Here is a 25,733-nt window from a genome sequence, read left to right on the forward strand (position 1 = left end):
GTGCTATCCTTTGTTAAGACCGTCCACAGCTTGTTTCAGTGCCGAGGCGGCCAGCTTGAGTTCGGTTGAGGTCAGGGTACGGGCATCCAGCAGGAAGACGTCGTCCTCGATGCGCGCCACCAGCGGCGGATCGGTGTCGAGCAGCGCCTCCCGCAGGTCGTCCGCTGAAATTCCGTTTGCGGCAAAGGTGACCATGGTCCCGGGCAGGTCGTACTCCGGGAACGCGCCACCGCCCACGCGGGACACGCCCTTCTTCAGTCCCACCACGGCCACGTCGCCCAGTTCATCACGAATGGCGTCGGCCAGTCGCCGCGCCTTGGCCTTGAGGGACTCTTTCGACGCAGTGATCATACGCAGGGTCGGCACCTTGCGCCGGGCCTCGTCCATGTCCAGGTAGAGCCTCAGCGTGGCCTCCAGCGCGGCCAGGGTCATCTTGTCGATGCGCATGGCGCGGTTGACCGGGTTCTTCTTGATGCGATCGATGTACTCCTTGCGCCCGACGATGATCCCGGCCTGAGGCCCACCCAGCACCTTGTCGCCGGAGAAGGAGACCACGTCCGCGCCCTGGGCCACAACCTGCTGCACCGTAGGCTCGCCCAGCAACCCCTCGCCCTCAAGGGAATAGAGGGAGCCGGAGCCCAGGTCCTCGATAACCGGCAGGCCGTACTTGTCGCCGAGAGCGCGCATTTCGGCCAGGCCCACCTCCTTTGTGAACCCGACCACGCGGAAATTGGAGGTGTGCACGCGCATGAGCGCCCCGGTCTCGTCGCCGATGGCGTTCTCGTAGTCGTACACGTGGGTCCGGTTGGTGGCGCCCACCTCACGCAGGGTCGCCCCGGACTTGGCCATGACGTCAGGAATGCGGAATGAGCCGCCGATCTCCACAAGCTGACCGCGCGAGACCACCACTTCCTTTCCCTTGGCCAGGGTCTCCAGCATGATGAAGACAGCCGCCGCGTTGTTGTTGACCACAAGAGCGGCCTCGGCCCCGGTGATGTCACAGAGAATCTGCTCCACATGGGAGTAGCGGCTGCCCCGCTTGCCCGTGGCCAGGTCGAACTCGCAGTTGGAGTAGTGCCCGCACGCCTCGGCCACGGCCTCGATGGCGGGCTTGGCCAGCAGCGATCGGCCCAGGTTGGTATGCACCACAACCCCCGTGGCGTTGAGCACCCGGCGGAAGTGAGGCCGCGAGTGGGACCGCACGTAGGCCTTCAACCTCGGCAGCAGCACCTCCAGCGACAGCCCGGTCGGGTCGGTGATCACGCCCGAACGGATTTCCTCGCGACAGAGGTCCAGGAATGCGCTCGCGTGTTGTTTGACCAGGGACCTCGGCAATCCGGCGATGTCGCCGTCGCCGGTCGCCCCTTCCAGAACCTGGTCCATGGACGGCAGATGGCGGTAGAGTGTGCTCATATGTGTCTTGTGTCAGGGGGTTAGAAATTCAGGATACAAGGTATAGAACTCGGCGAGCAAATACAAGGAACCGCAGATCAGGATGGGCCCGTCCACATCCCTGCACCGCTCTATGGCGGCAGCCATGGACGGCGCGGCTTCAGCCCTGTCGCCGATGGAAGCAGCCAGCGCGGAGGCATCCGATGCCCGCTCGTTCTCCATGGCCGGGACCACGATGGGGCCGTTGCCCAGCCCCTTGAGCAGTTCCACCATGGGAGCGGCGTCCTTGTCCGCCAGACAGGCAAAAATCACCGCGCGGGGCTTGATGTCGTCGGCATGCAGGGAGGCGGCCAGCGCCCGCAGGGCGTGACCGTTGTGCGCACCGTCGAGGATCAGGCTGAGACCGTCGGCCTCCACCCGCTGCATGCGGCCCGGCAAAAAGGCGGACATCATACCGAAGCGCTCTGACTGGAGCAGACTCCGCTCTCCCCTGTCCGCCGCTATCCAGCGCCACCCGGCCAGGGCCAGTCTGGCGTTGACGGCCTGGTGCATGCCCTTGACGCCGAGGTTGCCCTCAACCGGATCGGCGAGGTCCACGGCAAACATGAGGCGCGCGCCCTGTGCCTCGGCGCGGTCCTGAAGCGCGACCATGGCCTCGGGCTCCTGCGGTCCGGTCAGGGCCACGCCGCCCCTGCGGATAGCCCCGGCCTTGTCTCTGGCGATATCGGCGAGGGTGGGCCCGAGAATCTTCTCATGATCCATGCCGATGGGCGTGAACAGCGTCAGATAGGGCTCGAACACGTTGGTGGCGTCAAACCTGCCGCCGAGCCCGGCCTCCATGATCGCAAGATCAACGTCCGCCCGCTCGAAGGCAAGCATGGCCAGGCAGGTCTGAAATTCGAAATAGGTGAGCTCCCCGCCGCCCGGCGTATCCAGCACGGCGTTGGCCAGCTCCACCCAGGTCTCGGGCGGCAGCGGCGCCCGGTTTATCTGGATGCGCTCCCGCGGCGTGAGAAAGTGAGGCGAGGTAAACGTGCCCACCTTCCACCCGTGGGTGCGGGCGATGGAACAGAGGAAGGTGACGGTCGAACCCTTGCCGTTGGTGCCGACCACATGCACCACGGGGAATCCGAAAGCGCCGTGCGCCTCCCGGAACCGTTTCATGCGGTCCAGCGTCAGGTCCATGCTGAACAGGCCGAGCCTGTCCATGTAGTCCGAGAGTTCAGAATAATCTTTGAAATGAGTCACGCCAGTTTCTCTATCAGGAACCGGCACGGCGCGAAAGTCCATTATGCGCCTGCGCGCTCAAACACGAATATCCTTGACCAGCCCCCACTCCCTCTATTATGGAGGATAGCCCAGCGCGCCAGTAGCTCAGTTGGATAGAGCATCGGCCTTCTAAGCCGACGGCCGGGGGTTCGAATCCTCCCTGGCGCGCCAGATTTTTCAAGCGGTTACGACAGAAAGTCGTAACCGCTTTATTTTTGATGTCAAAAAAGGAGCCCCCCCCTCTGACACAGCAGGAAACTTTCCGACTCCCACCGCATCGAGAGTTCTCCCATTTTTCACTATAAACCTGCTCGTCCTTAAGCGGCACTCTGAAATCCTTCATAGTCGGGTCGCTATCAGCAACAAGCGCAACCTTCCTAACCCCGACAAAATAAGATATGAACCGATCCGGAGCGACCACGCTTTTCCTGGTGCTGCTTGCCGCCTAGACCGTGGTGGGCTACGGCCGGACAACCGGACATGTGGAGGCCGGGAACCCCATGCAACCAAAGAAGAAAGTCATGAGCAAATTTGACCACGAGAACGGGCAGACCGTGGCCGTAAAAGGGGCCGATATCTACTATGAGACAAAGGGCACCCCTGACGGGGAACCGCTTCTGCTGCTGCACGGCGGGCTCGGCACCATGACGGACCTGAACGTCTTCGCCGACGAACTGCCTGCGTGCTTTCTGCTTATCTCCATCGACTTTCGAGGCCACGGCAAGTCCACCATGGGAGCTGCGCCGCTGACCTACGCCCAACACCAGGAAGACGTTGAAGCGGTTCTGGCGCATCTCGGCGTTGCCGAAACCTCCATCTTCGGTTTCAGCGACGGAGGTATAGTGGGATACCGAATGGCTGCGCAAAGCCCGGTGCGCGTCCGGCGGTTGGTCACCCTGGGTTCCCACTGGAGACTGCAGCCTGACGATCCGGCTCTGCCCCTCCTGAGTGGCCTGACCCCCGAAAAATGGAAAAGTATTTTCCCCGATTCCGTGGAGAGCTATGAGAAGACCAACCCCCAGCCGGATTTCGATGCGCTGGTGAAAGCAGTCGTGGCCTTGTGGACGGACCTGACGCCAACGGGATACCCGAACGAGAGCATCCGCAGCATCCAGGCCCCGGTGCTGATTGCACGCGGCGACAACGATCATCTTTTCTCGCTTGAAGAGGCTGTTGAATTACACGGCCGGATAGAAGGCTCAGGCCTCCTCAACATCCCGTATGCCGGACACGCGGCTTACGAGGACTCGCCGAAAGTATTCATAAACGCCGTCAACGCCTTCCTGGAGAAAGACCTCCCGACACAATAGATCGCTCCGGGATGGCAGGATCAGACGCATTGCCGCGATTTCGCCCCCCCCGCGCACACCCCGTATGCGGAACAAAGCCACAATCCAGCTTACCCTCAGGCTCTTGGAACAACCTCCAAGAGCCTTTTTCATACTGGCAAAGGATCAGTCCTCCGCCTCCCCGGTCAATGCACCTAGCCAAAAAAACGGAACTGGTGCTGGACAAATGCGCCACTTTGGGTACGATTCAATATAAATCAGCCAGATAGTACGGGATGGGCTATTCCCGACGATGGCAAAACGACCCGCACGGGGTCGGCTTCAGCAGGAGAGCAAGACAAATCATGTCAACGTTCATCCCCATAGGCATTCTCCACTCCCAAAGCGGCCCCATGGCCATCGAGGAACAGCCGTTGGTCGACGCGGCGCTTCTGGCCGTGGATACCATCAATGACCGGGGAGGAGTCCTGGGCCGTGAAGTCCGTCCCGTCATCGCCGATGGGGCTTCGGATGACGCCACCTTCGCCACGGAAGCGCAGAAGCTCATCCGGGACCACGGTGTCTGCGCCCTGTTCGGCTGCTGGACTTCCTCCTCGCGCAAGGCGGTCCTGCCGGTGGTCGAACGGGAGGACTCACTGCTCTGGTATCCCGTCCAGTACGAAGGCCTGGAACAGTCCAGAAACATCGTCTACACGGGCAGTTGCATGAATCAGCAGATCGCCCCGGCGGTGGAATGGGCTCTCTCCATGGGCAGGCGACGCATAGCTTTCGTGGGCTCGGACTACGTTTTTCCCCGCACGGCCAACAAGCTTGTGGCCTCCATGTTGGCCGCGACGGATGCGCGCCTTGTATACGAGAGCTATCACCCGCTGACATGCCGGGATTTCACTTCAATCCTCCCCTCCCTGAGAGCAAGCAGGCCGGACCTGATCATCAACACCATAAACGGCATCGGAAACATCTCCCTGCTTGAGCAGCTACAGTCGGTTCCGGAGCTTGCCAAACCGGACCTCGTCTGCTCCCTGAGTTGCACCGAGAATCTCTTCTCAAGGCTTTCGAAAGGAGCAGAGGGACAACTGGCCTGCTGGGGCTATTTCGCATCCGCAGATTCCCGAACCGACATGGACTTTGTCTCGCGGTTCAGGAGCGAGAAAGACCAGATCCCATCCGATCCCACCGCAACCGCGTACAGCCAGATACTGCTCTGGGCATCCATAGCAAGCCGCATAGAATCGATAGTCCCGGCTGACGTCCGAGCCAATCTTGCCGGAAGCGCGGTGGAGAGCCCCCTGGGGCGGCTGGAAATCCAGGACAACCAGCATGTTCTTCGCAGCGCTTTGATCGGACGAAATAACGGACAAGGCCAATTCGACATCCTGTGGCAAAGCGACGGTCCGATCCCCCCGCTGCCGTGGTTTGGCGTTACCGAGACCGAATTGCCATATAAAGAATTGATATTTCAGGTCCTGAGCGATCTACCCGAAGACATAACCATACAGGCCCGCCTCGAATCCGAGATAGCAACCCGCCAGGAGATGGCGGTAGCCATGGCCAAGAACCAAAGCAGGCTTGAAGAAACGGAAAAGATAGCCAGGATCGGAGCATTCGAGAGGAACCTGAAGACCGGCGAGGGATACTGGTCCGACATGCTGTTCCAGTTGCTCGGTCATGCTCCGGGAGCATTCATCCCCAGCCTGGAAGCCCTAGAGAGTCATTTTGTCGAAGAAGATCGGGCGGACTTCCATCAGACGTTTTACGCATCCCTGATTGATGGCAAGGGGCTGGACCACCAATGGCGCATCCAACGAGCGGACGGAGCGATCCGATACGTTCAGATACACTCCGCAATCCTGCGGGACAACGAGGGCAACATCGACAGGTACCATGGGACCGTCATGGACATTACCGAACGGGCCCTTGCGGAGGAAGCCCTCAGGCTCAGCGAGCGGGAAATGCGTCTCCTCGCCGAGACCGACGGTTTGACCGGCATCTTCAACCGCCGGAAGTTCCTGGAGCTGACCACAAGGGAAATAGAGCGGTCAAAACGCTACCCCTCTCCCTTCACCCTCATCATGTTCGATGTGGACCGGTTCAAGGCGATCAACGACACATACGGGCACAATGTGGGCGACTTGGTTCTCCAGAACATCGTGGAATGCACCAGACAGTTGATCCGCGACGTGGACATTCTGGGCAGAATAGGTGGGGAGGAATTCGCCCTTGCTCTGCCCCAAACTGACCTGGACGGAGCGGGGGTCCTGGCGGAACGTATTCGCAGTGCGGTGGAAGAGTGTGAAACGATCACCCATGATACCAAGCTGTCCTGCACCATCAGTCTGGGGGTAGCCGAACTGAAGGGATGCGCCGAAGACGTCGACAGCATCCTCAAGGCCGCCGATCTCGCGCTCTACCGCGCCAAGAACACGGGACGCAACCGTGTGGAATTCATGGTCGGCTCAGACCTTGATGTCGCGTGTACGCTTGACCCAGCCACCTGAACAAACGATGACTCGGGCCCGGTTCAAACCAGGCCGTGAGCGGAGGCAAACCTGGCGAGACCTACAGTGGACTTGCAGCCGAGTTTGCCGAGCAGATGGCGGCGGTGGGTGTCCACCGTATGCTTGCTGATGAACAGGTCCTCGGCTATCTGCCGACTGGTTTTGCCCAGGGAAAGGTTGCGGAGCACCTCTATTTCCCTCGCCGTAACGGTGTCGAACACCTGGTCCTCCTGACTGAAGACCTTGAAATCAAGCACCCTGGCAACGCCGGACCTCATGACATGCTTGCCGATGAAGCAGACGGGAAAATATTTTCCGTAGTCAATAATACTGACATTGGCCAGCAACAGCGAAGGAAGCCCTGCGTCGTCCAGCTCCAGCACATAGACCCTCTCAAGCAGGTTTCGGTACTCGCCGGAGAAATGTCGAAGCCGGTAGTTGTACTGCGCGTACACCCGCCTGCGCTCCTCTCGCGGTGTGGCATGGAGGATTCTGTCGAAGGCCGGATACACGTGCCGCAGGATGACCCACATGTCATCCGGATGAAACCGCTCGAACGCGAAATCAACTCCCATCTCCAGGGAAGCCTCGTTGCTGAACCCCGTGGTCGGAGCCTGAAGCTTGCCAAGGAACCAGATTTTCTTCTTCCCGATCTCATGCAGATAATAAAAGGATGCGGCTTCAGGGACCATGGAATCGAAGCGCTTGTATCGCTCCACATAGTCCAGAATGGCCTCTTCCGGAACTGAACCGGTCCTGAAGGCGGCATCATACGCACCGAGGAAATCGCTCACATCGCCCTCCCCGATCAGGTTTGCCTCGAAATACTCATTTGAGAGTATGGACCTCTCCCATTATTTTACACGATCATCATAACACAAGACAGTGTCAAGCGACCCGGGAGAGTTATAACATGTTGATCGCAACCCATTTGATCAACTGACTTTCATTCGATCAACCCTGCCCGGAGATGGAGACGGTTCCGGACTCACACGCACGCACACCCCGCAGGCATTGCGTCGGCGGAAAACGCCGAAGCAATTCACCTCCGGTCGCAATGGGAGAGAGCGGCGGGAGGAAGAGGAAACCCTTTAACAAAGGAGTGCGGTATGGAACGGAGGATGCGCCCGAGAATAAGCCCGGTGGAAAGGGTCTTGGCAATCCTGGAAGGACAAAGCGCCCCTGAAGAGGTGGTCGACTTTTCCGCCTCGGGGATCAGGGTGACCAACGGAAACCGCCTGCCGCCGGGGAGACGGCTATGGGTGGACCTGATCATCAACGAGGAATTATGCGCCTGCGGTATTCCCGGCACGGTCCGCTGGGCGCGCGGCACCACAGCGGGCATCGACCTGAAGCACGCAGACGAACTCCAGATGCAATGCTGCCGGAACATGGAAACTCGCCTCATGTGCAGATGACGATTCATTCCGGGGAGAGCGGGCGGTAGCCCCCTGTAGCCTAATCCGATCCGAATCCGCCCGCCTCAGCCCAGCCCTGGCGACCAAATGAAACGGGCCGTAGAACAGCAATGTCCACGGCCCGATTGTTTTGCAATTCGGAAAAGACGCTACTTGATGGCAGCGGCTCCGGCCATGGCAACGCTCTCGTCCTCGTCCACGCTGCCGCCGCTCACGCCGATGGCGCCGATGATGACGTTGTTGGCATCAACCAGAAGAACGCCGCCGGCAAAAAGGATCAGGCCGTCGTTGCTGGCTTCGATGCCGTAGAGGGGCTGGCCGACCTGGGAAACGGAACCAAGGGTGCGGGTCGACATGTTGAAGTAGCGGGCGGTCACGGCCTTCTTGATGGAAATATCAATGCTTCCGATAAAGGCGTCTTCCTGGCGGTAGAAGGCCTTGAGGTTGCCGCCGGCATCGACGATGGCGATATTCATGGGCACCTTGATGGCCTCGGCCTTCTTGAGCGCGGCAGCCAGGATCTTCTGCGCCTGCGCAAGCGTGATGTCGCCGGACAAGGTCTTGACGGGATCGGCGGCCAGGGCGGGCGCACAGCACAGGAGCATCAAGGAAAGGGCCAGAGTGGTGGTCAGCATCAGTTTTTTCATAAATCAGTCCTTCGTTGGTTGCGGTCCAAACAATCCCGCTAGGGGAGCCTGTAACAAGTGAGCGGGTCTACGCATTGGCCAACCAGAAGGAGTACTCCGGGGAGCCGAAAATGGCAGAAAAGGCAGGGAATCCTGCTCCGCGGGGAGCGAAGCTACTCTCGGACAAGAGCAAATGCAACATAAAAGCCTAGATTTCAAAGAAATAATACAATTCTGTAACTACAAAAAAGTAAGTTAACCTCCCAACGGCCGGAAAGAGAGTCCCGGTCAGCTACTCCTATCTCCTCTCAACGTGGCGGCAAGAATAAAAAAAGGGGCGGGATCATGGATCCCGCCCCTTGGTGTGTTCAGGTGCAGATGTTAGAAGCGTTCGAACTCGCCCGGATCGTCATCCATGCCTTCCATGGACAACCCCTTGGGGGCAGCCTTGGGCTTGCCCTGAGGAATGGCGGCCACGGGCTGCCTCTTCACGACCTTCGGGGAGGAATGGTAGGAACGCCCGTCGTCCACATGGAAGAAGGCCATGACCTGCTGCAGGTGCTGTCCCTGCGCTGCAAGTTCTTCGGTGGTGGAGGCCATCTCCTCGGAGGCGGAAGCGTTCTGCTGAATGACCGTGTCGAGCTGTGCGATGGCCTGGTTGATCTGGTTGGCGCCGGAGTTCTGCTCGTTGCTGGCGGCCGTGATCTCCTGGACCAGGGACGCGGTCTTTTCGATGTCAGGCACCAACAGCTTGAGCATCTCGCCCGCCTTCTCGGCGACTTCCACGCTGCTGCTGGACAGTTCGCTGATCTCGGCTGCGGCTTCGCCACTGCGCTCGGCCAGCTTGCGGACCTCGGCGGCCACGACGGCAAATCCCTTGCCGTGCTCGCCTGCCCGGGCAGCCTCAATGGCCGCGTTCAGGGCCAGCAGGTTGGTCTGCCTGGCGATTTCCTCGACGATGGAGATCTTCTCAGCGATGCTGCGCATGGACCCCACGGTCTTTTCCACGGCTTCACCGCTGACCTTGGCGTCTTCTGCGGCCTTGTTGGCCAACGCGTCCGTCTCCTGCGCATTCTGGGCATTCTGCGAGATGTTCGCGGCCATCTCCTCCATGGACGAGGTAACTTCCTCAATGGATGCAGCCTGTTCGGTGGCACCCTGGGAAACCGCCTGGGAAGAGGAGGACAACTCCACGCTGCCCGAGGCCACATTTTCGGAAGCGGACTTGACTTCGACGACGACGCCCTTGAGCTTCTCGGCCATCTCCTTCAACGTATTGGAGAGGATGCCGATTTCGTCCTTTTGATGCACGTCGATCTCGTTGTTCACGAAATCGCCGCCGGCGATCTTTTCAGTGAAGGCCACGGCCACGCGAATCGGGGCCACGATGCTGTTGGCCAGGAACCAGAGCACGATACAGGCGATGACAGCGATAACCGCGCCTGCGGAGATGCCGATGATGCTGTTACGCTGGGAATTATCAGCCATGACCTCTGTCAGGTGGTTGGCATCCGCAAAGACCACGGCACGCTGAACCTCGATCTGGAGAGCCCAGGGAGTACCGGTCCGTCCCAAGCGAAGCGGGGCGCCCACCTCAACATGCTCATCCTCGGGGGACATGTTGGCATAGGCCTTGCCGCCTTGAATGTTGTTTACCACGGACTGCCAATCTCCCTGGAATACGTCCTTGAGGGGCTTGCCCACGGCGCTGGGGTTGGCGCTGTCCGCGACCACGATACCCAGATAACTGATGACCCGGACAACGGCCTCGCCGCTATACAGGGACTTGGCGATGTCCTCGCTCAGCTTCTGCACGAAGGTCAGGCGAAGGTCGGTACCGCCGATACCCAGGAACTTGCCGTTTTCCTCGATGGGAACGGACATGGTCGTGAGCATTTCCTGCTTGCCCTGGACGATGTAGGGGAACGGATCGAGAATATTTTCCTTTCTGCGCTGGCGGGGGAACAGATACCAGCCACCCTTGGTCACGCCGTTGGGATGCAGCGAAGCGTCCTCGTAGCCGACCAGCGGCTGACGGGCGATCCGTCCGCTCTCATCGCGGTTCCAGTAGGGAACGAAGCGGCCGGAATCGTCATGACCGGTGGCCTTGTCCCCGGCGTACTGGGCGTCCTTGCCGTCGAGGGCATCGGGCTCCCATGCACTGTATGTACCGAGAAATTCGGGGTTGTCTTTCAGGACCGTCAGCAGGATGTCGTTAAACATCTCGCGCAGATTGAAGGATGATGCCTCGGGCCGTTCACGGATGGCCTTGAAGGCATCGGCAATGGTACGGGCAGTAACCAGATTGATGTTGATCTTGTCCGCCAAGGAATTTGCTTCGCGCTCTGCGGTTGCAAGCAACCCCTGTCTGGTCTGGTTTTCGATAAGCGCGTTGACTTTTTCCGTGACAAACTGCTCGGATTGCGACTGGGAGAACATCTGCACCGCAACCAGGACAATGACGGTTGCGAGAAGACATGTCCCCGACATGAAGACAATCTTGGTCTTGATCGACTTGAATTGCATACTTACACCTGCTGTTAAGGAACACGACACGATCGGCTGATGCGCCGTACCCACCCGACGCCGCCTCTCTTGACTATTGATTTACAGAATCCAACTTGCTTGCTCTATTATAATTTTCATAAACGTAACATGCTATTCCACGATACCGTCTTGAAAACAACAGCGCCGGCAAGAAGTTGGATTCCCCTCCGGTAAATCTCCAATCGGCTGAATACACAGCCGTTCCCCTCCTCCCTCTCGCCGGGGCACGAGACCTCTGCCTCTAGGACACCCTCTCCGACAACGCGGTGCCGAACCCCGATCAAGACCAGCACAATAGGCAAAGCTCTCGGTTTTGAATAGACATTTTCAACACTATCCAATAGATGCCTTTAATACGTTTAAACATATGCACCCCATTGCCACGGAGGGAATCATGACGGACTCGGCACACCGCGAGATGTGGGAAAAGCTCAACCTGGACCTGGAAGCTCACGATGGGCTCCTGGCAGTCCTGGGCCAATTTTACGGAGACATCTACCTGTCCCAGGACAATCGGCTGAAGGGAGCGGAGTATCTCGACTTCGTCCTGTCCGAGGTGCACGGCCTCCGGATCAAGGAAATACAGGATGCCAGGGACGCGGGACGCAAGGTCATCGGCTCCTTCTGCGTCTTCGTGCCTGAAGAGATCACCCTTGCCGCCGACGCTGTCCATGTAGGCCTGTGTGCCGGGGCCGAGGCCGGGACCGATCTGGCGGAACAGATGGTGCCGCGCAACACCTGCGCCCTGATCAAATCTTTCATCGGCTTCAAGCTTGCCAGGCTCTGTCCCTTCATCGAGTCCAGCGACATGATCGTGGGCGAGACAACCTGCGACGGCAAGAAGAAGGCCTACGAAGCCTTCAACGAGATCGCACCTACCTATGTAATGGAAGTGCCCCAGACCAAGACTCAGGCCGCACGGGAACTCTGGAAATCCGAAGTGCTCCGCTATCTCGCCGAAGTGGAAAAGCTCACCGGCAAGACCATCACGGCCGAGAAACTGAAAGAGGGCATCCGCATCGCCAACGGCAAGCGCCGAGCCCTGCAACGGCTCACCGCCCTCCGCGCCGCAGACCCCGCGCCTATTTCGGGCAGGGACGCCCTGCTCATCAACCAGATCAGCTTCTATGACGATCCGGTGCGCTTCACCGCCAAGATCAACGAGCTGTGCGACGAACTGGAGAGCCGCATCGCGGACGGTAAGGGCGTGGCCCCTGCCGGCACTCCCCGCCTGATGCTCTCCGGCTGTCCTATGGCCGTGCCCAACTGGAAGCTGCCCTACGTGGTCGAAGGTGCCGGCGCGGTCATCGTGGGCGAGGAGTCCTGCATCGGCACCCGCAACAGCCGCGACCTGGTGGATGAATCCGGGGAGACCCTGGAGGAGATGATCGACGCCATCACGGACCGCTACATGAAGATCGACTGCGCCTGCTTCACGCCCAACGACGAGCGGTTGGACAACGTCACCGCCCTGGCCAAGGACGTGAAGGCGGACGGCGTCATCCACTACAGCCTGCTCTTCTGCCAGCCCTACTCCCACGAGGCTCTCAAGGTGGACAAGGCCCTCCAGGCCGAGGGCGTGCCCATGCTCTCCATCGAGACGGACTATTCCATGGAGGACGTGGAGCAGCTCAAGACCCGCGTTGAGGCATTCGTGGAGACCCTTGCATGATCATAGGGCTCGACATCGGCTCCCGCTCCATAGAGATGATATGCATGGAGGACGGGGAAACCGTTCGGGCCGAGCGCGTGCCCACCACGTTTGATCCGTTGGCGCAGTGCGCAAAATTACTGAACGGGTTGCGGCCGTCACGCCTGGTCGGGACGGGATACGGCCGCAACCTTGTTCAGCGTATGGAGCTCGGCTGCGAGCTCCACGCCATAACGGAGATCAAGGCACACGCCCTGGGCGCGGCCAGCCTTTTTCCCGAGACGGCCACCATCCTCGACATTGGCGGCCAGGATACCAAGGCCATCTCCCTGTCGAACGGCAAGGTGATGAAATTCGAAATGAACGACCGTTGCGCAGCCGGTACCGGCAAATTCCTGGAATACACGGCCGGGGTCTTTCAAATCCCCATTGAGGAATTCGGCGCGTACGCCCTCAAGGGGAGCAATCCGCCCGAGATCAGCTCCGTATGCACGGTTTTCGCCGAGACCGAAGCGACCTCGCTCATGGCGCGGGGCGAAAAGCCCGAGAGCATCGCCCTGGGGCTGCACAAGGCGATCATCAGACGCACGACCAACATGCTCGGCAGGGTCGGATTGCGACTTCCCCTGGTCTTCACCGGGGGTGTGGCGCACAATCCGTGCATCCGCCGTCTCCTGGCCGAAGCCACCGGAGCCGAAGAGGGCACAGGACTGCTCATCCCGGAAGAGCCCGACATGGCCGGAGCCCTGGGAGCCGCGCTCCACGGCATGGCTTCCTGATCCTCCCGGAGCGCCACCCGCTACCTATCCCGCACTGGCTGGAACGGAAGACATCGGCAACACGCCGAAAGCACAGCCGTGCCGGAGCGCATCTCCCCCGATACCACAGCCAGCTACAATTCCATCCTGGAAGACGCAAAGGCAAGCAACCCAGCACGCCTTAATCGCCGGAGCCGCCATTTGCCTTGATGGCTCCCAGTTCCCTGCGGAGATCCCCCGCGTCAACGGGCTTGCTCAGATAACCATCCATGCCGGCGGCAAGGAACTTCTCCCTGTCCCCGGCCATGGCGTGGGCGGTCAGGGCGATGACGGGAATGAGACGGTTGTCATCCCCGGCCTCCCCCTTTCGGATGGCGGCCGTGGAGTCGATGCCGTCCATGACCGGCATCTGGACGTCCATGAGCACCAGGTCGAACCGGTCGCCACGCAGGGCCTCGAGGACCGCCTCGCCATTTTCCACCGAATGGACCTTGGCGCCGGCCTTTTCCAGCAACCTGGACGTGGCCAACCTGTTGATCCGCTCGTCCTCGGCCAGGAGAATTCGCAGCCCTTCCAGGGCGTCCTCAGGCAGAATCTCCACCTGCGAGAACTCGTCCAGTGTTCCGCCCTCGGGAGGGACAAGGTCGAACATAAGATAGAAATAGATGGCGGTGCCCCTACCCATGGTGCTGTCCACGGCAAGGCCGCCGCCCATGATGTCCACGAGACGGCGGGTAATTGCCAGCCCCAGTCCCGCACCCTGCTGGTCGCGGCGGTAACCCTCTTCCACCTGCATGAAGGGCTGGAACAGTGTTTCGACCTTTTCCTCCGGAATGCCGATCCCGGTATCCTGCACCAAAAACAGGACCTTGCATTTGTTCTCTTCCCTGACGGGCAGCAGGGACGCTTCCACAGTCACACTGCCCTTCTCGGTAAATTTCAATGCGTTTCCAACCAGGTTGCCCAGGACCTGCTGAACGCGAACCTCGTCGCCGTAGAGCATCTGAGGAATGGCCGGATCCACGTCGTAGACCATCTCCACCCCGGACTGGCTGATGACGGATCGGAACATGTCCCTGATCTGACGAAGGGTTCTGGAAAGCTGCATGGGACCGACGTGAAGGCGCAGGGTTCCGGCTTCAACGCGGGAGATATCCAGAATGTCCGAGATAAGCCGGTTCAACCGCTTGGACGAGGCGATGGCGTTCCCTGCATAGTCCCGCTGTTCCGTATCCAGCTTGGTGGTAAAGAGCAGTTGGAGCATGCCGAGCACGCCGTTGAGCGGCGTTCGGATCTCGTGACTCATGTTGGCGAGGAACCGGGACTTGGCACGATTGGAGGCGATGGCCGTCTCCTTGGCGCTGGCCAGTTCAGCCTCTCCCAGCAACCGCTCCGTGATGTCGAGAACAACGGAGATGATCCGCTTCTTGCCGTGCAGCATGAAGGGTCCTGTATAGACCTCGACGTCGCGCAACCTGCCGTCAGCCAGCCTGTGCCTGGACTGAAAACTCCTGAGGTTGTCCGCAGAAACACCATTCAACCTCTTTCTGACGGTCGAGTCGGTCACCTTATTGAGTTCGTAAACCGTGGTCGTCAGCAACGTTTTCCGGTCGTACCCATAAAAGCCCTCAGCGGCCTTGTTTACGTCCAGCAATGAGCCTGTCTCGGGATCGACCACAAGCATGACTACCTGATTGTCCTCGAAAAAGGCGCGGTATTGTTCCTCGCTCTGGCGCAATTGATGCGTTTGTTTGCTCAGGGCGCTGCGCAGGGACATGGTCCAGCACCAGGCAGCTGCCAGGAGGATGGCGCCCACGCCAACAAGCCCCATGAACCAGTAATAGACTTCCACCGGGACAACAGGCGGGCTGCCGCCCACCCATCTTTCGAACAACTCCTGCCTTTTTTCTATCGGGATGCGATCAACGGCCTTGTCCAGGATGGAGAAGAGCATCTGGTCATGCTTGGAGGTGGCCACGGACAACCGGTTCACGTAACCGCTGTCGCCGGCGATCTTCAGGTTGGTCAGCCCCTGGGAGTGGATCAGGTAGGAGCCATACATCTGATTGATGATCATGGCGTCATACAACCCGGTGGACACGCCCCGCAGCCCTTCCAGATTATCAACCACGCCCGATGGAACTATGGCCGGGTAGTGTTGGGCAAGATAGTCGTTGACGGCGTATCCGGCCACCGTGCAGACCCGGTATCCATACAGGTCCTCCATGGTCCGGATTGACGAGGATTGCCGAGTGACGATTACGTAGGGAATCTTGATGAAAGAGTTGGTGAAGGAAAGGGATCTGGCCCTGTCGGCCGTGCTCGCGATGCCCACGATCAGGAAGTTCCTGCCAATTTGGGCATACTTCATTACTTCCTGCCAAGTGGGCAAGTCCCTATGGACAAACGTGACGCCGAGAACGGACTCCAGTTCACTGTGGTAGTCGACGAGCAACCCCACATATTCGCCCGATTCGTCGTGGAAGGCGTTGGGCGGCGCTTCGTATCCGAAAAGCACCTCAACGTCAGCCGCATGGTCAAGCAACCATTGACGCTCTTCGAGGGAAAGGAAATCCTCATCCCCTTCACCCCCTTGCCCGTATGCTCCCACCGCAAAAAGGAACAGAACGGCCAAGGCCATAAATAGCAAAATTCGTTTCATCGCGGCCGCCGGTATCACCGGTCAATCGTTGCATGTTGCGCCCAAAGGCGATCCGCCCAACATTTCACACTATTCCCGACAATAGACTGAATGGGAGACATTGCCAATCGTGTTATAAATTTTTCCGCTCTTTTCATTCCCACCCCGAACCCCTCGATTTTCCGGTTTATCCCGGATTCCGACGGTGCTATGAAAATTCCGGCCCGATCCGTGCCGGGGAATACGTTCCCGAAACGCTCGAATCCAGGCGAAACGCCTACGGAGTAAAAATCAATGCATGAAAACTATATCATCACCAACGTCAATGGTATCGCCATGGACGACGCGGACACCCGTTTCAGCGCCCTGGCAGTGGAAAACGGACGCATCACCCTGGTCGGCAGTGCGGACGACGTCGCCCCCCTCATCCGGGACGGGCATCCGGTCCTCTCCCTGGACGGCAAGACCATGCTGCCCGGGTTCATGGACACCCATCAGCACCTCGGCCTGACCGGCCAGGTCCTCAACGGGCTGAACTTCCTGGGAGACGACTCTCTGGACACCGTCTATGCCCGCCTCACCGAAGCCGCGAAAGAAGCGCCCGACGACCGTTGGGTCCTCGGCTATTCACTCAACGAGTACAACGTACGCGAAGGCAGGCTCCCCCTGAAGGAAGACCTGGACGCGGCCTGCCCCAACCGGCCGGTCATGGTCGTCCACACCTCATGGCACCTGTGCGCCCTCAACTCCAGAGCGCTGGAGATCCTCGACCTCCCGCGCGGCCTGCCGGGCCTTGACGTGGGGGCTGACGGCATGCCCACCGGGCTGGTGCGCGATCCCGGTTCCCTCACTCACGTGTTCCCGGCGGTCAGCTCCCTCACCCCGGCAGAGGCCAAGCTGGCCAGCTTCCGCGCAGCCTGCGAGGCGGCTCTGAGACAGGGCATCACCACCCTGCACTGCCTGGAGGGCGGCGAGTTCGGCCCGGGCGACACCCGGCTGGTGGTGGAGAACCGTGACAAGCTGCCCCTGAACACCGTGATCTGGAACCAGGTCATGGACATCGAGGAAACCGTGAACCTCGGCCTGAAACGCATCGGCGGCTGCATCTGCGCGGACGGAGCCATCGACGCCCGCACCGCCGCCGTGTTCGAGCCCTACCTCGACCAGCCCGACAACCGGGGCACCCTCAACTTTTCCCAACAACAGATGGACGACTTCATCCTGGCCGCACACAAGGCCGGGTTGCAGACCGCCATCCACTGCGAGACCGACCGGGCCATCGAACAGGTTCTCCTGGCCATGGAGCGCGCCATCGCGGCGCACCCGCGCAAGGACCACCGCCACCGCATCGAGCACTGCGAAATCCCCACCCCCGGCCAGCTCGATCGCATGGCCGAGGCGGGCATCATCGCCTCCATGCAGCCCGCGTTCTTTCCCTTCTTAGTAGATATGGACGACTACGAACTGCGCTTCGGCAAGGACCGGCTGCGCTGGATTCATCCCTACCGGACCATGCTGGACAAGGGCATCGTCATGTGCGGCGGTTCCGATTGTCCCATCACGCCCCACACCCCGCTGGTAGGCATCCAGGCCGCCGTGCTTCACCCCATCAAAGAGGAACGGCTCACGCCCCTGGAGGCCATCCGCATGTTCACCTCGGATGCGGCGTATAGCGGTTTCGAAGAGCATGAACGCGGCAGCATCGAGCCGGGAAAAGTCGCGGACCTAGTCGTTCTGGACGACGATCCGACAACCGTGGCCCCCGAGAAAATAGGCTCCATACACGTGGATCGAGTCATCGTGGCGGGCAGGACAGTCGAGCGATAAATTGCCAATCCGCCGTTGTTCCTGGCCCGGGCATCGCCTACACTGCTGGCACAGGGCTTGCTGACAAGGCAATATACCCCTTTGAGGGCAGGGATTAAGGCACATTTTTGTAGGAAACTCCAAAATTGTCCCCTTACGTGCGACAAAAAGGAAATACATGAAAACTCTCGACCAACTTATGGCCTCGGTCCAGGCTTCCGGCCAACAGGACAACCCGGACCCTGGCGAACTCGATCTGCTCCTCTACTCTCCCTGTCCGGTCAAGCTGGCGGTCAAGGCGCAACTGGACGAGGTGAGCCGCGAATACGAAGAGGCGGGTGACCCGATTAACATCCACATCCCCATGGGATGCACCTCGGTTGACCCCTACGACCCCCTGCACCTGGAGACCGACCCGGACAAACTTCCGGGCATCATCGCCTCCATCGGCTTCGGCGACTTCTTCCGCAAGGGCTTTTCCGAACGCTTCGTCAACACCGGCGTGTTCGAAGCCGTGTTGCCCGAGAAGGTTCACCCCCTGCATGAAGAGGCCGGCATCGTGGACCCGGAGGGACGCTATACGATCTACGCCCTGACCCCGTACATTTTCCTGGTGGACACGGCCCGACTCGGCGACACTCCGCCGCCTCGACGCTGGGAGGACCTGCTGCACCCGCGCTACCGAGGGCAGATCAACATGTGCGGCGACGGCGACGACATGGCAGACGCGGCCCTCATGTCTATATATAAAGAGTTCGGCATGGAGGGGATCGAAAAACTCGCGGCCAACGCCCACGGCCTGATGCACTCCTCGCGCATGGGCAAATCCGGCGGCTCGGCCAAGGGCGGCGGCATCTACATCATCCCATATTTCTTTGCCGAGACCTCGCAGCAGCCAGAGCATATGCAGGTCATCTGGCCCGAGGACGGCACCGCGGCCAGCCCCATCTATTTCCTGGCCAAACGCGACGCCCGGCCAAGGCTGGACAAACTCCTCGACTTCTTCACCCGGGGATTCGGCGAGATCGAAAGCGCCCGCTGGTTCCTGCCCCTCGGCGGCCCGCTCCCGGACAACCTGCCGCCCGAAGCCCGCATCAAATGGGTTGGCTGGGACTTCATCCGGGACAACGACATCACCGCCGTGCGCGACCTGCTCAACGACACCTTCCGACGTCTGGTCAAGGAGACGCCGTGCGCCTCGTGACCGTCGCCGGACCGCCCTCCTGCGGCAAGACATCGCTGTTGACCAAGGCCTGCGCCGAACTCATGCACCAGGGCGTGTCCTGCGCCGTGGTCAAGTTCGACTGCCTCCAGACCCGCGATCACGACACCTACACGGACGCGGGCATCCCGGCCACCGCAGTGCTCTCGGGCGGTCTCTGCCCGGACCACTTCTTCGCCACCAACCTGGAGGAAGCCTTCGACTGGGCCGAATCCACCGGGGCGGAATGCTGCATTATTGAAACCGCGGGGCTGTGCAACCGCTGCTCGCCGCACCTTCGCGGCGCGTTGGCCCTGTGCGTCATCGACAACCTTATGGGCATCGAGGCTCCCAAGAAGATCGGCCCCATGCTCAAGCTGGCCGACCTGGTCCTGGTGACCAAGGGCGACCTCGTCTCCCAGGCCGAACGCGAAGTGTACCGGCACCGCATCCGGCAGATGAACGCCAAGGCCGTCATCCGGCACATCAACGGCCTGACCGGCCAGGGGTGCCGCGACCTAGCGACCATCCTGGGCATGGCCCCGGACATCAAGTCGGTCACGGAGATGCGGCTGCGCTTCGCCATGCCCGCCGCGGTCTGCTCCTATTGCCTGAGCGAGACCCGCATCGGTAGCCGCTACCAGAAGGGCAACGTGAAAAAGGCCGCGTTCGGAGGTGGAAAATGAGCGGAGATTTTCTGACCCTGCAAAGCCTGACCGTCACCGCCGGTTGCGACAAGGACGGCCGGAACGAGACCATGGACGTGGCCTTCGCACCCGGAGAGATAACCGCCCTGCTCGGCCCCACGGGATCGGGCAAGAGCCGCTTCCTCTACGACATCGAGTCCCTGGCCGACCGCGACACGCCGTCCCGCCGAACCGTACTCCTGGACGGGGAAAAGCCCGACCCGGACCGTCGCTTCGAACTCCAGGGCAGGCTGGTTGCCCAGCTGACCCAGAACATGAACTTCGTTCTGGACATGGGCGTGCGCGACTTCATCCGCACCCACGCCGAGAGCCGAGAGGCGGAAGACCCCGAGGCCACGGCGGACGAGGTGATCAATGCGGCCAATGCCCTGGCCGGCGAGCCCTTTGACCTGGACACCCAGCTCACCCAGCTCTCGGGCGGCCAGTCCCGTGCGCTGATGATCGCGGACGCGGCCCTGCTCAGTTGGTCGCCCATCCTGCTCATCGACGAGATCGAGAACGCGGGCGTGGACAAGTCCCGCGCCATGGACCTGCTGCTCAAGAGCGACAAGATAGTGGTCATCGCCACCCATGATCCCGTGCTCGCTCTGTCCGCCGACCGGCGGCTGGTGTTCGAAAACGGCGCGGTAGGCAAGATACTGCCCCGCTCGGGCGCCGAGGAACGCATCCTGGCCCGGTTGGAAGACGCGGAAGCGGAATTCTCCCGCATCCGATCGCATCTTCGGCGAGGCCTCCCCCTGGAATAACCAGGCATCCGCCCGCCTCCAGGGCAGAAAAAACCATAAAAATCAAGCCGAACAACAATTATGTTGTTCGGCTTTATTGCGTTTTTGTCACAATATGTATTATACCATAATAAAAAACGCATGAATAGTTGATCAACGGTTGACTGCGAATCTTATTCTGACATAGATAGACCATCTTAATCTTAACTATGCATAAAATGCATACGAAAACACCTCTAGGAGTAAGAAATGCAACTGAGCGCACGCAACCTGGTTCCCGGCAAAGTCAAGGAACTCACTGTCGGTCTGGTCAACGCCGAAGTGGTTATCGAAATCGCCCCCGGCGTGGAAGTCGTTTCCGTGATCACCAAGAATTCCGTGGAACGCATGGACATCAAGGTCGGTGACGAGGTCAAGGCCATGGTCAAGGCCACCAGCGTCATGATCGCCAAATAGCGCCGATTCGGCACAAGTGACAAATCGTGAGCGGACGCCCCATCGGGCGTCCGCTCACTCCTTTTGAAAGCCCGGCCAAGCCGCGGGATGGATAAAGGAGACCTCTTCCGACCACGCCTGCAAGGTCCGGCTTTTGCATGCGAATCAGGCAAAGGAGAACGCATGCGATACATTTACAACCAGTCCACCGACCCGGCCTTCAATCTGGCCGCAGAAGAATATTTGTTGACCCGAACCGAGCCCGAGGTGTTTATGCTCTGGCGCAACGCACCGGCCGTCATCGTCGGCCGGAACCAGAACACCCTGGCGGAAATCGACGAGACCTTTCTCAGGGAGCGCGGTATCCCGGTGGTCCGACGCATGAGCGGAGGCGGGGCCGTCTTCCACGACCTGGGCAACATCAACTTCACCTTCATCAGCACCGGGACCGCTTCCAAGGGTTTGGATTTCCAAAAATTCACCATGCCCATCCAGGAGGCGCTCGAAGACATGGGCGTGAACTGCACCTTCAGCGGACGAAACGACCTGCTCATCGAAGGGAAGAAATTTTCGGGCAACGCCCAACACTTCCATAAGGGACGCATCCTGCACCACGGCACCCTGCTCTTTTCCTCCGACATGACCGACCTCTCCGGCGCGCTGCGTGTCGACCCGGAAAAATACCGGGACAAGGCGGTCAAGAGCGTCCGTTCCAGGGTCACCAACATCTCCAGCCACCTGCCCGCTCCCATGGAAGTGACGAACTTCATCGCCGCACTCATGGACTTCGTGTCCAAGGAGGCCGCACAGGACGACATGGCCCTGACGGCAGAGGAGAACCGGATCATAGAAGCGCTTGCCGACGAGCGCTACCGTACCTGGGACTGGAACTTCGGCTACTCTCCGGCCTACAATTTCAACCGGCGGACCAGAACCCCCGGCGGACTGCTGGACGTCAACATGTATGTGAAAAAAGGACATATTACCCGCGTCAGGCTCCATGGCGACTACTTTGGTGTCAAAAGCGTCAGCGAGTTGGAGGAACAGATACTCGAGTGCCGCCACCAGCGCGCCGCACTGGAAGAACGCCTGACCGGAATCAACCTGGAGGAGTACATCAAGGACGTGGATCTCCCCACCTTCCTGGACTGCCTGTTCTGAGGCTGGGAGCCGATATCCTCCCTTAAAAGGAGTGTTCAATTTTCGAGCAATGTTCACGTCCGAGACATGGCCCGGTCAAGACCGGACAGACACAGCCGTTATATCCAGTTGATATAAAAGAAATAAATATGGATTTCACGGCAGGCATGCTCCTTGCTTTATCCAGGCATCTCAACAACCAACCCAGGAGAATAAGCCAATGGATGCAGCAGAAAAAGCAGCAATGACCCTGTCCAAAATGACCACCCAGGCCGGAAACGTCTTCCCCAACTACATCGCCTTCACCAAGGAGATCAGCCAGTGGGGTCCCATCGACCACAAGACCCAGGAACTGATTCACGTCGCCTGTTCCATGATGTCCCAGTGCGAGATGTGCATTTCCCTCCACATCCAGGGTGCGGCCAGCCACGGTGCCAGCAAGGAAGAGATCATGCAGGCGGCCATGCTGGCCATTGCCATGGGCGGCTCGCCGAAGATGATGTACATGAAGTACGTCTTCGACGAACTCGAGGACTTGTTCGATTAGTTCGAAATCGGCATTATGCCGGGGCCGGGGGAGACGTTCTCCCTCCGGCCCCGGATATCGGCAAACGGCTTTCCGAGCCCTGCCCATTGAAATCCAGCCCCTCGCGTACGCCAAGCGACGCGCCTCGGCCCTGGATTTTTCTTATGTCCGGCAGGCAGATAATCGGGACACACGAGTAATTCGAATGGAACGCCCGTTCCGTTTCTCATCCAAGAGAGGAAAAGATATGGATATCAACACGCACGAAAGCATTGACCGGTCGCTGTGCGGCGAACCCACCGCAGTGGAGGAAGGACGCAGCGAGGTACGCCTGGAGTGCACCCGGAACATGGCTGCCGACGGTAGCGGGCTGGTGCACGGCGGCTTCATCTTCGGGCTGGCCGACTACGCGGCCATGCTCTCGGTCAACCATCCCAACGTGGTGCTGGGGGCAGCCGAAACCCGTTTTCTGAAGCCCTCAAAAGTGGGAGACGTCCTGGTGGCCAGGGCGCAAGACGAGACCCCGCAGGAGCGCAAGCATCTCGTGCGGGTGGAAGTATCGTGCGGCGAGGACACCGTCTTTGCCGGAACGTTCACCTGCTTCGTCACGCCGAAACACGTTCTCGCAGACGACTAGCCGCATTGTTCGACGGACGCGAGGCGGTTGATCATTCGAAGCCGCCCGGCGTCCACCGGTATCAAGTTCAGCCGAACAGTTTGTCGCCGCTGACGTTGTTCAGGCCGGGGTGGACGTCGAAACGGACCACGCCCACTGGGACGTCGACGGCGGCGGCGATGCGTGCGGTACCGGCCACGCCGAACCCGCCGCACAGCTCGATAGCCGCGATGCCTTCGTTCTCCACCAGATCGCGGGCCAATTCCTCAGCCTGGTCGTAGCCGCTCACGGCCACAGCCAGGAGCTCCACGCCTTCGGTCAGGACCCAGCTCCTGTGTTGTTTCGGGTCGCCGCCGGGGGCGACGAAAATGAACGCGGCTTTGAGTGCGTTGCTCATGCTCTCTCCTATTCGGATTATGATGGTTGGCGGAACAGACCTTCATCCCTGGCAAGGGACATGGTCTTTTCCACATCGATGACCATGGGGCCGTCCGTGTTCAGGCGAATGGACGCCCTGGAACCGGTCGGAATCTCCACCTCACGTTCGCCGTCCACGGCGATCAGACCGGGGGCGACGTTGATGGGAAAAACTTCTCCGGGAGCCATCTCCGACACCCCGATGATGGGCACGTCCGCGAACATGCCCGGCGCGATGGCCGCCGTCACCGTGATGGGCGCGGGCTCTCCCAGTTGCAGGGCCAGGCCGAGGGGCTCCTCCGGACTGATGCCCCGGATCTGACCGCCGATGGCCGAGAGCCCGATGGACCCCGCGCTGCACCGGGTCAGGAAGAGCTGGGGCACCTTTTCCATGTGCCAGACTGCCCTGGAGGCCAAAAAGACATCATCATATACTGCTGCATCCACTAGGGCGATGTCCACAACTTCGCCGTCGAGCAGGATGTCGAACATGCAGGATTTGACGCAGCACGCCTCCCAGGGGAGGCGGCCACTGGCGACGAGCCCTGCCGCAAGGCCCATCACCGTGGCCTCTCCCATGAGGGGGAAGACGTTATTGGTTCCCGTGGAGAGCGGTAGGAGGGGGATTCGGACGGTCCCCTTGCAGGCCGCTCGGCTGGTTCCGTCGCCGCCGAGGACGATGAGGCAGCGAGCGCCGAGGGTCTCCATGATACCCGCAGCCGTGGTGGTGTCGGTCTGGTTGTTGCGGACGGGCATCTCTACCGCCTCCACGGGAATGGACGGGGAAATGGAATTGAGGGCGCGCGGAACAGTGGCATAGGAGTCCGGCATATAGAGTATCTTCGTGATCCCGGCCCGTTCCAACCCGAGGATGAGCCGCCGGACCATGCGGACCTTTTCCTGATTGTCGAAAACGCTGCCGTGGGCGACCAGGCGGCGGATGTCCTTGCCGGAAGCGGGGTTGGCCAGAATGGCTGCTATGCTCAACGAAACGCCCTCTTGAAATTCGGCGGGGAAGCGGCCGAAACCGCCCCCCCGCTATGGAATGGGATTAGCGAATACTCTTTACTGCTTCAACAATGTTGTCCGCGCTGGGGATGTAGAACTGTTCCAGCGGCGGGGAGAACGGGACCGGGCAGAAGGGAGCGCCGACCCGCTTGATGGGGGCGTCCAGGTAGTCCAGGGCCTCTTCGGCGACCATGGCCGAAATCTCCGCGCCGGGACCGGCGAAGGTCACTGCCTCGTGGGCGACGACCAGGGCGTGGGTCTTCTTGACGGAGTCCAGGATGGTGTCCTTGTCCAGGGGCAGCAGGCAGCGCGGGTCAACGACCTCTGCCTCGATGCCGTCGGCCTTGAGCTTTTCTGCAGCCTCCAGGGCGGAGTAGACCATCTGGGAGGTGGCCACGATGGTCACGTCGCTGCCCTCGCGCTTGATGTCGGCCTTGCCGAGATCGATGGTGTAGCTCTCGTCCGGGACTTCGCCGCTGGCGCCGTAGAGCAGCTTGTGCTCCAGGAAGACCACCGGGTTGTCATCGCGGATGGCGCTGATGAGCAGGCCCTTGGCGTCGTAGGGAGTGGACGGGATGACCACCTTGAGACCGGGAATGTTCATGAACCAGGACTCCAGGCACTGGGAGTGCTGGGCGGCAGCACCGATACCGGCGCCTTGGGGCATGCGCAGGGTCATGGGAACGGTGGTCTTGCCGCCGAACATGTAGCGCATCTTGGCGGCCTGGTTGAACAGCTGATCCATGGATACGCCGATGAAGTCGACGAACATCAGCTCGGCCACGGGGCGCAGGCCGCTGGCGGCGGCGCCGGTGGCCGCGCCGACGATGGCGCTCTCGGTGATGGGGGTGTCCATGACGCGTTCCTCACCGAACTGCTCGAACAGGCCCTGGGTGACGCCGAAGCATCCGCCGAACTGACCCACGTCCTCGCCGAGAATGAAGACATTCTCGTCGCGCTCCATTTCCTGCCTCAACGCCTCATTGAGTGCCTGAAGATATGTTTTTTCGGACATTATTCTCTCCGTTGAATTAATTATCTATTCGTGAAATGCAACGCGGCC

Annotated in this window: 23 protein-coding genes and 1 tRNA gene; 15 read left to right on the plus strand and 9 right to left on the minus strand. The window is 60.3% G+C overall.

Going from position 1 to position 25,733, the window contains the following annotated elements; translation table 11 throughout:
• Positions 1-3 precede the first annotated feature (3 nt).
• Together selA and GM415_RS17260 are read right to left on the minus strand one after the other, a co-directional pair.
• Positions 4-1,413, minus strand: coding sequence for an L-seryl-tRNA(Sec) selenium transferase (selA, locus tag GM415_RS17255; RefSeq protein ID WP_158950388.1), 1,410 nt, complete (start codon positions 1,411-1,413; stop codon positions 4-6).
• Positions 1,414-1,425: 12 nt separating this feature from the next.
• On the minus strand, positions 1,426-2,640 hold the full coding sequence (locus tag GM415_RS17260) for a bifunctional folylpolyglutamate synthase/dihydrofolate synthase (RefSeq protein WP_242012288.1): 1,215 nt from the start codon (positions 2,638-2,640) through the stop codon (positions 1,426-1,428).
• Positions 2,641-2,755: 115 nt separating this feature from the next.
• On the opposite strand from GM415_RS17260, the gene GM415_RS17265 reads away from it, so the two are divergent.
• The 3 genes from GM415_RS17265 to GM415_RS17275 all read left to right on the plus strand — a co-directional run bounded on the left by GM415_RS17265 (position 2,756) and on the right by GM415_RS17275 (position 6,448).
• Positions 2,756-2,832 (plus strand) — tRNA-Arg (locus tag GM415_RS17265).
• Positions 2,833-3,182: 350 nt separating this feature from the next.
• Positions 3,183-3,971 carry an alpha/beta fold hydrolase gene (locus GM415_RS17270; RefSeq protein ID WP_158950390.1) on the plus strand — a complete coding sequence of 263 codons (789 nt, stop codon included), beginning with the start codon at positions 3,183-3,185 and terminating at the stop codon, positions 3,969-3,971.
• Between the two features lie 323 nt (positions 3,972-4,294).
• Positions 4,295-6,448 carry a transporter substrate-binding protein gene (locus tag GM415_RS17275; protein ID WP_158950392.1) on the plus strand — a complete coding sequence of 718 codons (2,154 nt, stop codon included), beginning with the start codon at positions 4,295-4,297 and terminating at the stop codon, positions 6,446-6,448.
• 23 nt (positions 6,449-6,471) lie between these two features.
• Here GM415_RS17275 and GM415_RS17280 read toward each other — a convergent pair whose 3' ends face one another.
• Complete coding sequence (locus tag GM415_RS17280; protein ID WP_158950394.1) at positions 6,472-7,242, minus strand: helix-turn-helix transcriptional regulator; 771 nt, start codon at positions 7,240-7,242, stop codon at positions 6,472-6,474.
• A 315-nt stretch (positions 7,243-7,557) separates the two neighbouring features.
• On the opposite strand from GM415_RS17280, the gene GM415_RS17285 reads away from it, so the two are divergent.
• Positions 7,558-7,866 (plus strand): PilZ domain-containing protein, encoded by a 309-nt coding sequence (locus GM415_RS17285; protein ID WP_158950396.1) that lies wholly within the window; start codon positions 7,558-7,560, stop codon positions 7,864-7,866.
• A 149-nt stretch (positions 7,867-8,015) separates the two neighbouring features.
• On the opposite strand, the gene GM415_RS17290 is transcribed toward GM415_RS17285, so the two are convergent.
• Both GM415_RS17290 and GM415_RS18130 read right to left on the minus strand, forming a co-directional pair.
• Positions 8,016-8,513 (minus strand): GlcG/HbpS family heme-binding protein, encoded by a 498-nt coding sequence (locus GM415_RS17290; protein ID WP_158950398.1) that lies wholly within the window; start codon positions 8,511-8,513, stop codon positions 8,016-8,018.
• A gap of 360 nt (positions 8,514-8,873) precedes the next feature.
• Entirely contained in the window at positions 8,874-11,018 is a 2,145-nt protein-coding gene (locus GM415_RS18130) for a methyl-accepting chemotaxis protein (RefSeq protein ID WP_158950400.1), read from the minus strand.
• A gap of 415 nt (positions 11,019-11,433) precedes the next feature.
• On the opposite strand from GM415_RS18130, the gene GM415_RS17300 reads away from it, so the two are divergent.
• Both GM415_RS17300 and GM415_RS17305 read left to right on the plus strand, forming a co-directional pair.
• Entirely contained in the window at positions 11,434-12,711 is a 1,278-nt protein-coding gene (locus tag GM415_RS17300; RefSeq protein ID WP_158950402.1) for a double-cubane-cluster-containing anaerobic reductase, read from the plus strand.
• Complete coding sequence (locus GM415_RS17305) at positions 12,708-13,469, plus strand: acyl-CoA dehydratase activase (RefSeq protein ID WP_158950404.1); 762 nt, start codon at positions 12,708-12,710, stop codon at positions 13,467-13,469. The genes GM415_RS17300 and GM415_RS17305 overlap by 4 nt, the downstream gene beginning before the upstream one ends.
• Positions 13,470-13,629: 160 nt before the next feature.
• On the opposite strand, the gene GM415_RS17310 is transcribed toward GM415_RS17305, so the two are convergent.
• Positions 13,630-15,966: an ATP-binding protein gene (locus GM415_RS17310; protein WP_242012467.1), complete on the minus strand. Its 2,337-nt coding sequence runs from the start codon at positions 15,964-15,966 to the stop codon at positions 13,630-13,632.
• Here GM415_RS17310 and GM415_RS18135 point away from each other — a divergent pair.
• From GM415_RS18135 to GM415_RS17350, 9 genes are all read left to right on the plus strand, one after another.
• Positions 15,847-16,095, plus strand: coding sequence for a hypothetical protein (locus GM415_RS18135; protein ID WP_242012473.1), 249 nt, complete (start codon positions 15,847-15,849; stop codon positions 16,093-16,095). The two genes, GM415_RS17310 and GM415_RS18135, sit on opposite strands and share 120 nt — an antisense overlap.
• 288 nt (positions 16,096-16,383) lie before the next feature.
• The gene (locus GM415_RS17315) at positions 16,384-17,916 is read left to right on the plus strand and encodes an amidohydrolase (RefSeq protein WP_158950408.1); all 1,533 of its coding nucleotides are present in this window, start codon (positions 16,384-16,386) and stop codon (positions 17,914-17,916) included.
• A gap of 157 nt (positions 17,917-18,073) precedes the next feature.
• Positions 18,074-19,099 (plus strand): ABC transporter substrate-binding protein, encoded by a 1,026-nt coding sequence (locus GM415_RS17320; protein ID WP_158950410.1) that lies wholly within the window; start codon positions 18,074-18,076, stop codon positions 19,097-19,099.
• Positions 19,087-19,782: a GTP-binding protein gene (locus GM415_RS17325; protein ID WP_158950412.1), complete on the plus strand. Its 696-nt coding sequence runs from the start codon at positions 19,087-19,089 to the stop codon at positions 19,780-19,782. Before GM415_RS17320 ends, GM415_RS17325 begins: the two co-directional genes overlap by 13 nt.
• Entirely contained in the window at positions 19,779-20,549 is a 771-nt protein-coding gene (locus tag GM415_RS17330) for an ATP-binding cassette domain-containing protein (protein WP_158950414.1), read from the plus strand. The genes GM415_RS17325 and GM415_RS17330 overlap by 4 nt, the downstream gene beginning before the upstream one ends.
• Positions 20,550-20,777: 228 nt before the next feature.
• Positions 20,778-20,984 carry a TOBE domain-containing protein gene (locus GM415_RS17335; protein WP_158950416.1) on the plus strand — a complete coding sequence of 69 codons (207 nt, stop codon included), beginning with the start codon at positions 20,778-20,780 and terminating at the stop codon, positions 20,982-20,984.
• A gap of 162 nt (positions 20,985-21,146) precedes the next feature.
• Positions 21,147-22,124 carry a lipoate--protein ligase gene (locus tag GM415_RS17340; protein WP_158950418.1) on the plus strand — a complete coding sequence of 326 codons (978 nt, stop codon included), beginning with the start codon at positions 21,147-21,149 and terminating at the stop codon, positions 22,122-22,124.
• Between the two features lie 199 nt (positions 22,125-22,323).
• Positions 22,324-22,650, plus strand: a complete 327-nt coding sequence (locus tag GM415_RS17345; protein ID WP_158950420.1) for a carboxymuconolactone decarboxylase family protein — start codon at positions 22,324-22,326, stop codon at positions 22,648-22,650.
• A gap of 226 nt (positions 22,651-22,876) precedes the next feature.
• Positions 22,877-23,266, plus strand: coding sequence for a PaaI family thioesterase (locus tag GM415_RS17350; RefSeq protein ID WP_158950422.1), 390 nt, complete (start codon positions 22,877-22,879; stop codon positions 23,264-23,266).
• Positions 23,267-23,333: 67 nt separating this feature from the next.
• On the opposite strand, the gene GM415_RS17355 is transcribed toward GM415_RS17350, so the two are convergent.
• The 3 genes from GM415_RS17355 to GM415_RS17365 form a co-directional block, all read right to left on the minus strand.
• The gene (locus GM415_RS17355) at positions 23,334-23,642 is read right to left on the minus strand and encodes a DUF6506 family protein (protein ID WP_158950424.1); all 309 of its coding nucleotides are present in this window, start codon (positions 23,640-23,642) and stop codon (positions 23,334-23,336) included.
• A 17-nt stretch (positions 23,643-23,659) separates the two neighbouring features.
• Entirely contained in the window at positions 23,660-24,649 is a 990-nt protein-coding gene (locus GM415_RS17360) for an NAD(+)/NADH kinase (RefSeq protein ID WP_158950426.1), read from the minus strand.
• Positions 24,650-24,713: 64 nt separating this feature from the next.
• Positions 24,714-25,685 carry an alpha-ketoacid dehydrogenase subunit beta gene (locus GM415_RS17365; RefSeq protein WP_158950428.1) on the minus strand — a complete coding sequence of 324 codons (972 nt, stop codon included), beginning with the start codon at positions 25,683-25,685 and terminating at the stop codon, positions 24,714-24,716.
• Positions 25,686-25,733: the final 48 nt, after the last annotated feature.

The sequence above is a fragment of the Pseudodesulfovibrio cashew genome (assembly GCF_009762795.1).
In the GTDB taxonomy this organism is placed as follows: domain Bacteria; phylum Desulfobacterota; class Desulfovibrionia; order Desulfovibrionales; family Desulfovibrionaceae; genus Pseudodesulfovibrio; species Pseudodesulfovibrio cashew.

Bases quoted from the DNA above. Each gene is read 5' to 3' on its own strand.
- GM415_RS17335 (WP_158950416.1), top strand. From the start codon at position 20,778: ATGCAACTGAGCGCACGCAACCTGGTTCCCGGCAAAGTCAAGGAACTC.
- GM415_RS17345 (WP_158950420.1), top strand. From the start codon at position 22,324: ATGGATGCAGCAGAAAAAGCAGCAATGACCCTGTCCAAAATGACCACC.
- GM415_RS17305 (WP_158950404.1), top strand. From the start codon at position 12,708: ATGATCATAGGGCTCGACATCGGCTCCCGCTCCATAGAGATGATATGC.
- GM415_RS17340 (WP_158950418.1), top strand. From the start codon at position 21,147: ATGCGATACATTTACAACCAGTCCACCGACCCGGCCTTCAATCTGGCC.
- GM415_RS18135 (WP_242012473.1), top strand. From the start codon at position 15,847: ATGGACAAACGTGACGCCGAGAACGGACTCCAGTTCACTGTGGTAGTC.
- GM415_RS17290 (WP_158950398.1), bottom strand. From the start codon at position 8,513: ATGAAAAAACTGATGCTGACCACCACTCTGGCCCTTTCCTTGATGCTC.
- GM415_RS18130 (WP_158950400.1), bottom strand. From the start codon at position 11,018: ATGCAATTCAAGTCGATCAAGACCAAGATTGTCTTCATGTCGGGGACA.
- GM415_RS17365 (WP_158950428.1), bottom strand. From the start codon at position 25,685: ATGTCCGAAAAAACATATCTTCAGGCACTCAATGAGGCGTTGAGGCAG.
- selA (WP_158950388.1), bottom strand. From the start codon at position 1,413: ATGAGCACACTCTACCGCCATCTGCCGTCCATGGACCAGGTTCTGGAA.
- GM415_RS17330 (WP_158950414.1), top strand. From the start codon at position 19,779: ATGAGCGGAGATTTTCTGACCCTGCAAAGCCTGACCGTCACCGCCGGT.
- GM415_RS17315 (WP_158950408.1), top strand. From the start codon at position 16,384: ATGCATGAAAACTATATCATCACCAACGTCAATGGTATCGCCATGGAC.
- GM415_RS17300 (WP_158950402.1), top strand. From the start codon at position 11,434: ATGACGGACTCGGCACACCGCGAGATGTGGGAAAAGCTCAACCTGGAC.
- GM415_RS17350 (WP_158950422.1), top strand. From the start codon at position 22,877: ATGGATATCAACACGCACGAAAGCATTGACCGGTCGCTGTGCGGCGAA.
- GM415_RS17355 (WP_158950424.1), bottom strand. From the start codon at position 23,642: ATGAGCAACGCACTCAAAGCCGCGTTCATTTTCGTCGCCCCCGGCGGC.
- GM415_RS17285 (WP_158950396.1), top strand. From the start codon at position 7,558: ATGGAACGGAGGATGCGCCCGAGAATAAGCCCGGTGGAAAGGGTCTTG.
- GM415_RS17320 (WP_158950410.1), top strand. From the start codon at position 18,074: ATGAAAACTCTCGACCAACTTATGGCCTCGGTCCAGGCTTCCGGCCAA.
- GM415_RS17270 (WP_158950390.1), top strand. From the start codon at position 3,183: ATGAGCAAATTTGACCACGAGAACGGGCAGACCGTGGCCGTAAAAGGG.
- GM415_RS17275 (WP_158950392.1), top strand. From the start codon at position 4,295: ATGTCAACGTTCATCCCCATAGGCATTCTCCACTCCCAAAGCGGCCCC.